This is a genomic window from Clostridium aciditolerans, assembly GCF_016316925.1.
Taxonomy (GTDB): Bacteria; Bacillota; Clostridia; order Clostridiales; family Clostridiaceae; genus Clostridium_AM; species Clostridium_AM aciditolerans.
In genome coordinates this window covers 19,185-30,618 of record NZ_JAEEGB010000053.1, presented here as the reverse complement: position 1 = coordinate 30,618, position 11,434 = coordinate 19,185, and the positions used below count along the sequence as shown (strand labels likewise).

Genomic DNA, 11,434 nt, shown 5'->3' with positions numbered 1-11,434 from the left:
TCTTTATCTCCACCATAAAAATACCTGTAACAGAAGTTACAGGTATTTTTTTATTTTGTAAAATAAAAAAATATTCTATAATGAGAGTAAGGGTTCAGATTGAGAGGTGTATATCAATGAATTTCTATAGAGTAAAACAATTTTATTGGTCCATAAGTTCTAAAGTTGAAGATAAGGATAAGGAATTCATAAATAAACATTTAAATCATAGTGAATTAAAATTGTTTTACAAGTTGTCTAAATCAGAACAAAAACACTCTATTAAAGTTGCATATGATGTAGAATATACTTGTAAACAACAAAACATAAATTCAAGCTTACTTATAAAGGCAGCGCTATTGCATGATATAGGGAAAATCATAAAAAAACTAAGTGTCATAGACAAATCGATAATAGTTATGGCAGATAATATAACAAAAGGAAGTATAAAAAGATTATCCAAAATAGAAAAGGTAAATGTTTATTACAATCATGGCAAGTTAGGTTGCAATATATTGGAGAAATATAGTTATGATAAGAACTTACTATACTTGATTGAAAATCATCATAACTTTGAAATAAAGGGTAATAAGGAATTAGATATACTGAGAGAATGTGATGATAAAAATTAATAAAATTAAATATTGTTTTATTTTTATCTGAATAATGGTAATATATAGATATGGTTATATTTAGTAATTCTAAAGATTGAGATAACTTTATATGTTCTAATGGAGGTAAATATGAATTCAAAAGAAAGAAGAAACTATATAGAGGAATTATTAAGAAAAGGCGATAATCCTCAAAAAGGACATATACTAGCGGAAGAGTTAGGGGTAACAAGGCAGGTTATAGTAAAAGATATTGCTATTTTAAGAGCAGAAGGTAAAAAAATTATAGCAACCCCAGAAGGATATTTAATACATAAAGAAGAAAAGAGTGTAGTAAAGAAAGTAATTGCAGTATCACATATAGCCGCTAACATTGAAGAGGAATTAAAAATAATAGTTAAGTTTGGAGGCGTTGTAGAAGACGTTATAGTTGAACATCCTTTATATGGTGAAATAAGAGGGATGATTATGGCCAAAACATTTTATGACATAGAAAATTTCGTGAAAAGAATTAATGAATATAAGGCAGAACCTCTTCTGATTCTAACTGGTGGAGTACATCTTCATACTATTGCAGCAGAAAACAATGATATAATACAAAATATAATTGAAGAATTAAAAGTTAAAAACTATTTAGTATCTGATTAAATAATTATAAAAGTCATAGAATGGAGAAGTGCTATGGAAAAGGTTGTACTATTAAAATGTGAAGAATATAATACTAAGCTTATAGAAGAAAAGTTAAGAGAAGGATTTGATTTGTTAGGTGGAGATAAATTTTTGAGAGAACTTATACCATATAACAGCAAAGTTTTATTAAAGCCTAATATGTTAGCAATAGAGGAAGCAGGTTCCCCTGTAATTACAAATTTTAATGTATTTGAAGCCGTTATAAAAATTATAAAGGACTATTCAAGTAACATATCATTTGGGGATTCACCTGGATTCGGAGAAGCAAAAAAAGCAGCAGAAAAGTCAGGGCTTTTGAAAGTAGCAGAAAAATACGATGTAAAATTTGAGGATTTTAAGGAATCTACTCATGTAAAGCTTGATGAATCAATATTATGTAAGTCATGGACCGTAGCAAAAGCACCTTACGAAGCAGATGTTCTCATAACTCTCCCTAAGCTTAAAACTCATGCTATGGCTTATTTTACGGGAGCTGTAAAGAATCAGTTTGGATGTATTCCAGGAACATTAAAAGCAACTTGGCATACAAGGATGCCTAAAGCAAATAACTTTTGTAAAATGTTATTAGATCTTAACTCTTTGGTTAATACAAGTTTTGCCATACTTGATGGCATTGTAGCCATGGAGGGAAATGGCCCTAAGAGTGGAAAACCTAAAAAAATGAATACGATGATTATGGGTAAAAGTTTAACTGCAGTAGACTCAACGGCAGTAAGACTTATAGGTTATGATAATCCATTAGATATACCAGTACTTAAAGAAGCATATGATCATAATTGGGGAACAGTACTTACTAAAGACATACAAGTTCTAGGTGAAGATATTGAAAGTATGAAATCAAAGGATTTTGAGCTTTGTAGAAAAGGAGGAAATTTTTACTTCATAAGCCCTGGAGTAACTAATTTTTTAAGAGATCTAATAGCACCAGATCCATCGCTTATAGCAGAAAAGTGCATAAGTTGTAAAAGGTGTCAAGAGGTTTGTCCTGAAAAACCACGAGTTATAAAGATGGTAAATAATAAAGGAAAACTTCAACCCACATGGAATATGAAGGAATGCATTAGATGTTTTTGTTGTCAAGAATTATGTCCTTGTGGAGCAATAGAAACCAAATATTCTATACTAGGAAAAATGCTAAAAATGAATAAGAGGTGATTTATATGAGGAAGAAAATAGCCCTAGGTACTACAGTCTTTACTATAATACTATGTTTAATATTTTTAGATAGGATAGTTAATTTTATAGTAAATATAGAGTGGTACAAAGAGGTAGGTTATTTATCTGTTTATTTTACTAAACTTATAGCAGTTGCTAAATTAATGATTCCTATTTTTGCTATAAGCTTTATTGGAATATGGCTTTATTATAAAAGCTTAAGATTAAGTATTATTAAGTATAAGAAAGTTGTTGAGGTAAACAGCCATAAAAATAGTATTGAAAAAAAGTTATTTATTACGGCTAATTTAATATTTTCTTTGTTTATTTCTTATGTATTTTCGGTAACATACTGGTACAGGATACTTCAATTTAGTAATTCAATTAACTTTAACTTTAAGGACCCTATTTTCAATTTAGATGTATCATTTTATGTTTTTAAACTTCCACTAATACAATCTTTATATAATGCTATTGTATCTTTACTAATTTTTCTAATATTAATCACGATAGCAACTTATTTTGTCTTAAGTGCAAAGGATAGAATATATTCAGCACGAGGAATAAGAAGAAGTTTTCCAAAAGTAACTTTTCTAAATAGTGGACTTACAAGATTTGCAGGAAGACAATTAGCTATTGTATCTTCGCTACTAATGGTATTTGTTTCGATAGGGTATCTATTAAAGGCTTTAGGACTCGTATATAGCAGTAGAGGGGTTGCCTTTGGGGCAAGTTACACAGATGCCCATATAAGCTTGCTATTTTATAAGATAATCATAGTAGTGTCACTTATTGCAGCTATCATTATGTTTTATAGTATACTCAAATCCAAGCCAAAACCAATTATTATATCTATAGCAACAATAATAACCCTAGCAGTGGCCGAACAGGCAATATCATTAGGAGTACAAAACTTTCTTGTTAAATCAAATGAAAAAACCTTAGAGCAGCCTTATATAAAGTATAATATAGATTATACGAGAAAGGCTTTTAATATAGAAAAAATAGATGCAAGACCTTTCGAGGTAAAAGATAACTTAACTAAGGAGGATTTAGAAAATAATAAAGATACTATAGGTAATATAAGAATAAATTCCTTTAAGCCAGCACTAGAATTTTATAATCAAGTTCAAATTATAAGATATTATTATGGATTCAATGGTATAGATATAGATAGATACAATATCAATGGTAACTTTAGTCAAGTTTTTGTAGCACCAAGAGAAGTTAACACTCAATCTATAGATCCAAGTACATGGCAGAACAAACACTTGGTATATACTCATGGCTATGGTGTAGTAATGAGCAAAGTAAATTCGGTAACACCAGAAGGACAACCTGACTTTGTTATTAAGGATATACCTCCAGAAAATAAAACAGATATAAAGCTTGATAATCCAAGGATATATTTTGGAGAAAAGACAAATGACTATGCAATTGTTAATACCAAATTAAGTGAATTTGATTATCCAAAAGGTGGAGAAAACCAGACAAATAAATATGAAGGTCCAGCGGGTATAAAGATGAACTTTGCAAATAAAATACTCTTTGCTGCAAATAAAAAAGATTTAAACTTTCTTTTATCAAGGGATATAACAAGTGAAAGTAAAATACTGATAAATAGAAATATTGTAGATAGAGTAAAGAAAATAGCTCCATTTTTAACTTATGATTCGGACCCTTATATAGTAATAAGTGGTGGTAAGTTATACTGGATAATAGATGCATATACTACTTCTGATAGATATCCTTTTTCACAACCATATAATGATGTAAATTATATAAGAAATTCTGTTAAGGTTGTAGTAAGTGCAGTAGATGGAACTACAGATTTTTATTTAGTGGACAAGAATGATCCTATTGCTATGAGCTATTCAAAAATATTTCCTGGGCTATTTAAAGATACATCAAAGTTGTCAGAAGACTTAAAGCAACATTTTAAGTACCCAGAAGATTTATTTAAGATTCAGTGCAATGTTCTTGGTAAATATCATATGACAGATCCAGGGGTATTCTATAATGGAGAAGATTTATGGGAAGTTTCAAGAAATCAAAAACAGGTAGATGGAGAAAAGGATAGCATGGAAGCTCCGTATGTAGTAATGAAATTACCAGGAGAAAAGGAAGAAGAAATGATACTTCTCCAATATTTTAATATGAGAAATAAGGACAATATGGTTGCTCTATTTGGAGCAAGGATGGATAAAAATAATTATGGTAAAATGATATTATATAAATTCCCTCCTCAAAAAACTATCTATAGTCCATATTTATTTAAACAAATGTTAAATCAAGATACAACCATATCAAAGGAGCTGTCATTATGGAATAAAGCTGGATCTCAAGTACAATTTGGAGATACTATAATAGTTCCTATAAACAATTCTCTGCTATATGTAGAGCCTATGTACTTAAGGGCTAGTGGTAAAAATAGTATTCCTGAGATGAAGAGGGTTATAGTTTCTTATGGAGATAAAATTATTTTAGCCGAAAATATAGAAAGTGCCCTTCAACAGTTATTTAACTATAAAGACAATAGTCAAACAAATAATGCTGCTGGTCAGACTCAGTATTCTGATAGTGATCAAAAGCTAGATAAAGTAAAGAAAGCTAAAGAACTATATGAAAAGGCTGTAGAGGCGCAAAAAAATGGTGATTGGGCAAAATACGGTGAATATATTAAGACGCTTGGAGAAACGATTAATGAACTAAATAAATAGGTTTAAAAAAGAACGGGAATTACTCCCGTTCTTTTTTTGAATATAATTATATGCATATGTTTAAAGTTTATTTATTTGTAGATAATGTCAATATAGCACTATATTGGAGGAAACTACAATGAAAAAGACAGTAATTTATAGTATTATACTTACTTGTATATTTATATTTGCACCAGCTTTTATGGTACAACTTGATGAAAATACGCAGCAAACAATCAATAATGATGATATAAATAAAGATAATAATGATAAAAAGATAGATATAAAAGATATAAGTATATTTTCTTCAAGAACCTGCTTTAAAAAAACATATTATATAAACAAAGAAAAAGTAAATGTATATGAGGATAGCTCAGGTAAGGATAAAATAGTATTTACATTACCAAAAGATGACGTAGTAGTAGCTTATAAAGAAAACAACGGATATCTATACTGTGAGGAAAATAAAGATGGAAAAAAAGGGTGGATTAAGAAAAATAGCGATAATTTAAAAGGTGAAATATATAAAAAAACAGAATATACTTTAGATGTAAACTTAACTAATCAAAATATAAGTGTTATAAAAAAAGATAAATTATTAAAAAGGATACAATGCTCTACAGGAATACTAGGAGATCAAGAGACAGAAACACCTCTTGGAATATTTAATGTACAATGTAAGGGTGAGTATTTTTATAGCAACAAATATCAAGAAGGTGCAAGATATTATATTAAATTTTTTTCAAATTATTTGATACATTCTATACCAGTTGATAAAAAAGGTAATATAATAGAAGATGAAAAGAAAAAGATAGGATTTCCAGCATCACATGGGTGTATAAGAATATCTATACATGACGCTGAATGGATATATAATAATATTCCAGAAGGTTCATCTGTAATTATACACTATTAAATTACTGCAGCTCTTTGAAAGGAAGGTTAATTTATGGATTACGATGTACTTATATTAGGGGGGGGCATTATAGGGTGTGCAGTTGCCTATGAGCTTTCAAAATATAGTTTAAATATAGCACTTATCGAAAAGGATTATGATATAGCAGATGATGTAGCCCTTATAAACTCTGCGGTAGTTTATGATGGATTAGAATGTGAAGATACATTAATGTCTAAGCTAGAATTGATGGGAAATGAACTTATGGAAGATATAGCTTCAAAGTTTAATGTAACCTTTAAAAAGCGAGGATCTCTAATTATTGCAGAGGACAAAAAGGGTGAAGCTAAATTAATCAATATGTATGATAGAGCTATAAGTAGAGGAATAAAAAATATACGTTTATTAGATAGTAAAGAAGTATATGAAATGGAACCAAACTTAAATGCTAATGTTAAGAGGGCAATACATTCTGAAAATACAGGAATAATATGTCCTTATGATTTAGCGATTGCCTATGGAGAAATTGCATTTGATAATGGGGTAAAGTTTAAGTTAGAAGAAGAGGTACTAGATATACAAAAAATGTCTAGAGGGTTTAGGGTAGTTACAAATAAAAATAAGTTTACCTGTAACATGGTTTTAAACACTACGCCTGTAGAATACTATGGTATAGAGAGCGAAAATAAACTTAACAAAGATAGATGTTGCTCAAAGTACTTATTATTAGAAAAAGATTTTAGGGGAAACTTCAAAAATATAGTAGTAACATTAAATGAAAGTGAAGATAAAATTTATACATTCCCTACTGTACAAGGTGGAACTATAGTTGCATTAAAAACAAATGAAACGATTAGTTATAGTGATAGTTTAAAAAAAATATCATCTTTTATGGGAAAGATAAATGATGAATATATAAATATATTCTATGAATCTCCATTTTATAATGATACACTAATAATTGATGACAGTCTTATTGATAATGGATATGTTAAAATTGAGGGTAAACATTATAGCCAAGTTACAATTACGCCTGCTATTGCAAAAATTGTATGCGAAACTATAGTTAATAATTTAAACTGTGTGCTAAAAAAGGATTTTGTAGACAAGAGAAGAGAATTTTATAGATTCAGAGACTTATCAAATGAAGAAAGAGAAAGTATTATTAAGCAAGATAAAAGATATGGTAAAATAGTATGTGTATGTCAGAAGGTTACAGAAGGCGAGATAGTAGACTCCATAAGGAGACCACTTGGAGCACGTACTATAGAAGGAATAAAAAGACGAACAGGAGCTGCCTTTGGAACTTGTAAAGGTGCGCAATGCTTGAATAAGGTCGCATCCATCTTAGCTAGAGAAATGGACAAAAGGTTAACTGATATAGTTAAGGATTCTAAAAACTCAAAAATAGTTATAAGTCGAATAAAAGAGTTTGATGAAATGTAGCTAATTGGAGGAATTCTAAGTTGATTAAGGAAATTATTTGCAATAAATGTGATAAAAGTTGCATATTAAGCATTAACCAATATGACGAAAACATAGAAATTTGCGGTAACTTATGTAATGAGGGAATAAAATATGCTAACATGGAAATGAGTAGCAATAAAGATACTCTAACTACTTTGGTAAGGATAAAAGGATCAAAGCTAAATGTTGTTCCGGTGAAAAGTAATAAACCTATAAATAAAGATTTATGGATAGAATGTTCGAAAGCTTTGAGCAGACTTTATGTGGGAGCTCCTGTAAGAATTGGAGATATCGTATGTAAAAATATTTTAAATACTGGAGTAGACATAGTTTGTACTAAAAACGTAGAAAGAATAAATGAATAAGAGAAAATATTTTATATTATTCAGAATAAAGCTAAATTGACATAAAATTATGTTTTATGTATAATTTAGGTAAAAATTAAAATCAACCTATGAAGAGGCTAGTAGCATTACAAGGGGTAAAGAGAGTCAGTAGTTGGTGTGAACTGATACCATGGTTTTGTGAATCCACCTCGGAGGTACTGCTAATAACAGTTCGGTGATACCGTTATAATCTTTGAGAGAACCAGTTTTTGGTTAACTAGGGTGGCAACGCGGAGTCCTTCGTCCCTTTACGGGATAAGGGCTTTTTTATTTATTCGATGGCTACCATCCGTAAAACTTCCATAGGAGATAACGGATGATACGTCCCTGGATAAGTTCTTCTAAGGCTCAGGCGGGGAGAGATAATCCTCATAAGAAAACTCCGCATGAGACTAAGAATCACTTGACAAAAAACATTTAGGAGGAAATTGTAATGTTAGACTTAAAAAGAATAAGAAATAATGTACAAGATATAAAAATAGCTTTAGAAAATAGAGGAGAAGATTTTGATGTATCTGTTATCGATGAAGTAGTAACATTAGATGAGAAAAGGAGACAAATATTAATTGAAGTAGAAGTTTTAAAAAATAAAAGAAATCAAGACTCTTTAGAAATAGCTAAATTAAAGAAATCAGGACAAAATGCCGACGGTCCTGTAGCTGAAATGAAAGAGCTTTCAGAGAAGATAAAGCAGTATGATGTTAATCTAGCAGAATTAGATCAAAAAATAGAATATATAATGCTTAGAATACCTAACATACCAAATCCTCAGGTTCCAGATGGAGAAACAGATGAAGATAACATAGAGATAAGAAAATGGTCGGAACCTACAAAATTCGATTTTGAACCTAAGGCTCATTGGGATTTAGGAACAAACCTTAATATATTAGAATTTGAAAGAGGAGGAAAGGTTGCAGGTTCAAGATTTACTTTTTATAGGGGGTTAGGAGCTAGACTTGAAAGAGCGCTTATATCATATTTTTTAGACTTTCATACTGAAAAACATGGCTATGAAGAGTTATTACCACCATACATGGTTAATAGAACTAGTATGATTGGAACAGGACAGCTGCCAAAGTTTGAAGAAGATGCATTTAGAGTTTCAAACAATGATTTCTACTTAATACCAACGGCAGAAGTGCCTGTAACTAATTTCTATAGAGATGAAATCTTAAAAGGCGAAGATTTGCCAATAAAACATGTGGCTTATAGCGGGTGTTTTAGAGCTGAAGCTGGTTCAGCAGGAAGAGATACAAGAGGCCTTATAAGACAGCACCAATTTAATAAGGTTGAGCTTGTTAAATTTACAAAGCCAGAGCAATCCTATGAGGAGCTTGAAAAGTTAACTAATGATGCAGAAGAAGTGCTTCAGGGATTAGAAATTCCTTATAGAGTGGTCAGAATATGTAAGGGGGATTTAGGATTTACAGCAGCGCTTAAATATGATATAGAAGTTTGGATGCCAAGCTATAATAGATATGTGGAGATATCAAGTTGCAGTAACTTTGAAGATTTTCAAGCAAGACGTGCTAATATAAAATATAAAGAAACTGAAAAAGGTAAGTTACGATATATACATACATTAAATGGTTCGGGAGTTGCTGTTGGAAGAGCTTTAGCTGCAATTCTTGAAAATTATCAACAAGCAGATGGAAGTATAGTAATTCCAGAAGTTTTAAGATCATATATGGGCGGAAGAGAAGTAATAAAATAATATAAATATTTTCAAAAAGAACTGTTGACATATGCACTTATGGTTGATATAATAATACATGTCAACAGACAAGGAAAGATGGTCGAGTTGGTTTAAGGCACCGGTCTTGAAAACCGGCGTACGGGTGACCGTACCCAGGGTTCGAATCCCTGTCTTTCCGCCAATTTTTTTTTAACTAAAATTAGGGCATGGAGAAATACTCAAGTGGCCGAAGAGGCGCCCCTGCTAAGGGCGTAGGTCGGGAAACCGGCGCGAGGGTTCAAATCCCTCTTTCTCCGCCATGTAAGCACCTATTATGGTGATTATCTAATTTAAATAATATAAAATTATATTATAGTAAAAATATTGTTGACTTTTTTAATTAAATATGTTATCATGTTTAATGTTGGATGTATGGAAAGATGGTCGAGTTGGTTTAAGGCACCGGTCTTGAAAACCGGCGTACGGGTGACCGTACCCAGGGTTCGAATCCCTGTCTTTCCGCCAATTTTTTTTTAACTAAAATTAGGGCATGGAGAAATACTCAAGTGGCCGAAGAGGCGCCCCTGCTAAGGGCGTAGGCTGGGAAACCGGTGCGAGGGTTCAAATCCCTCTTTCTCCGCCATGTAAGCACCTGAATTAAGGTGCTTTTTAATTTGTGACATAATGTGTTTTAAACTAAATATACTAATAAATTTTGATTTATAGTATATAATAGTTAATATTAATTTGATTTTTTAGATCATTTATGTTAATATAATTATGTTAAATATGCGTCGGTAGCTCAGTTGGATAGAGTAGCTGGCTACGAACCAGTTGGTCGGGGGTTCGAATCCTCTCCGACGCACCATAAAAAGCTTGTGATTATTCATCACAAGCTTTTATTTTTTCACCTATCTTTTCACCCATTAATACTCTACTTTCATATCCTTTAGAAGATTGTTCAATTATGTCTTTATCAATTTTTACTTTATTTTTTTCTAAGAATAGTATTGTTGTTGAACCACCAAATTTAAAATAACCTTTTTCATCACCTTTTCTTATATCCACTTCAGGTGTATATGTCTGTATAATAGAACCTACACAAGTGGCACCTACTTCTATGTGAAGTATATCTCCAAAGTTTTTAGAATGAAAAACACTCCATTCTCTTTTGTTTCTGCAGAAAAGTTCAGGAATTTGTTCTAAAGCAGTTGGGTTTACAGAATAGTAATCTCCAGTAATTTTTATAGTTTCCTCGCATACACCATCATCTATAAAATGAAATCTATGATAGTCAGTAGGACAAAGTCTCAATATTAAGCAAATACCCTCTGAGAATTTTTCAGATATATCAAGATTATTTATAAGTTTACCCAAACTATATGTGAAGCCTTTTACCTGAACCAACTTATTTAAATCAATATTCTCATAGGCTAAAAGTCTTCCATCACCAGGAGAAATTAAAGAGTTAATATCAGTATCTATAGGTCTTGCTTCTTTTTTTAACTTTCTTGTAAAGAAGTCATTAAATGATTCAAACTCCTCTGCACTTTTTTCACTATGAGTCATATTAATATTAAAATCTTTAATAAAAGAATGAACTTTTTTAACACTTCTCTTACTATCGCAAAACGAACCATATATTTTAGAAAAAAACTTTTTCTTAATTAATAACTCTAAAAATTTCATCCCAATAGGAGATGAATATGTCCATTGAAGATATTTATCTCCTGCCACTTTTTCTATTTCATATTGTTTTGTTTTTCTATTATAGTATTTAACCATATACAGACCTCTCTTGTGTTAATATTATTTTGAGTATAGCATAGAATACTTATTACAATTATCAGTCATTATTTATCTATTGTCAATTTATA

9 protein-coding genes, 5 tRNA genes and 1 other annotated feature are annotated in these 11,434 nt (G+C 30.6%); of the genes, 13 read left to right on the top strand and 1 reads right to left on the bottom strand.

What is annotated here, in order from left to right; translation table 11 throughout:
* The 13 genes from I6U51_RS24080 to I6U51_RS24020 form a co-directional block, all read left to right on the top strand.
* On the top strand, positions 1-611 hold a 611-nt coding region (locus I6U51_RS24080), incomplete at its 5' end, for an HDIG domain-containing metalloprotein (protein ID WP_343069865.1).
* A gap of 111 nt (positions 612-722) precedes the next feature.
* Entirely contained in the window at positions 723-1,238 is a 516-nt protein-coding gene (locus tag I6U51_RS24075; RefSeq protein WP_211145087.1) for a transcription repressor NadR, read from the top strand.
* A gap of 33 nt (positions 1,239-1,271) precedes the next feature.
* Positions 1,272-2,435 carry a DUF362 domain-containing protein gene (locus I6U51_RS24070; RefSeq protein WP_211145086.1) on the top strand — a complete coding sequence of 388 codons (1,164 nt, stop codon included), beginning with the start codon at positions 1,272-1,274 and terminating at the stop codon, positions 2,433-2,435.
* 5 nt (positions 2,436-2,440) lie between these two features.
* Positions 2,441-5,155, top strand: a complete 2,715-nt coding sequence (locus I6U51_RS24065; protein WP_211145085.1) for a UPF0182 family protein — start codon at positions 2,441-2,443, stop codon at positions 5,153-5,155.
* A gap of 118 nt (positions 5,156-5,273) precedes the next feature.
* Positions 5,274-6,050 carry a L,D-transpeptidase family protein gene (locus I6U51_RS24060; RefSeq protein ID WP_211145084.1) on the top strand — a complete coding sequence of 259 codons (777 nt, stop codon included), beginning with the start codon at positions 5,274-5,276 and terminating at the stop codon, positions 6,048-6,050.
* Positions 6,051-6,083: 33 nt separating this feature from the next.
* Positions 6,084-7,475, top strand: a complete 1,392-nt coding sequence (locus tag I6U51_RS24055; protein ID WP_211145083.1) for an NAD(P)/FAD-dependent oxidoreductase — start codon at positions 6,084-6,086, stop codon at positions 7,473-7,475.
* A gap of 20 nt (positions 7,476-7,495) precedes the next feature.
* Entirely contained in the window at positions 7,496-7,861 is a 366-nt protein-coding gene (locus I6U51_RS24050; protein ID WP_211145082.1) for a DUF1667 domain-containing protein, read from the top strand.
* A gap of 80 nt (positions 7,862-7,941) precedes the next feature.
* Positions 7,942-8,133: a binding site (T-box leader), on the top strand.
* Between the two features lie 182 nt (positions 8,134-8,315).
* Positions 8,316-9,596 carry a serine--tRNA ligase gene (gene serS, locus I6U51_RS24045; RefSeq protein WP_211145081.1) on the top strand — a complete coding sequence of 427 codons (1,281 nt, stop codon included), beginning with the start codon at positions 8,316-8,318 and terminating at the stop codon, positions 9,594-9,596.
* Between the two features lie 72 nt (positions 9,597-9,668).
* A tRNA-Ser gene (locus I6U51_RS24040) sits at positions 9,669-9,759 on the top strand.
* A gap of 27 nt (positions 9,760-9,786) precedes the next feature.
* A tRNA-Ser gene (locus I6U51_RS24035) sits at positions 9,787-9,877 on the top strand.
* Positions 9,878-9,991: 114 nt separating this feature from the next.
* Positions 9,992-10,082, top strand: a tRNA-Ser gene (locus I6U51_RS24030).
* A gap of 27 nt (positions 10,083-10,109) precedes the next feature.
* A tRNA-Ser gene (locus I6U51_RS24025) sits at positions 10,110-10,200 on the top strand.
* A gap of 148 nt (positions 10,201-10,348) precedes the next feature.
* Positions 10,349-10,425, top strand: a tRNA-Arg gene (locus I6U51_RS24020).
* Between the two features lie 14 nt (positions 10,426-10,439).
* Here the strand turns inward: I6U51_RS24020 and I6U51_RS24015 are convergent.
* Positions 10,440-11,342, bottom strand: coding sequence for a phosphatidylserine decarboxylase (locus I6U51_RS24015; protein WP_211145080.1), 903 nt, complete (start codon positions 11,340-11,342; stop codon positions 10,440-10,442).
* Positions 11,343-11,434 lie beyond the last annotated feature (92 nt).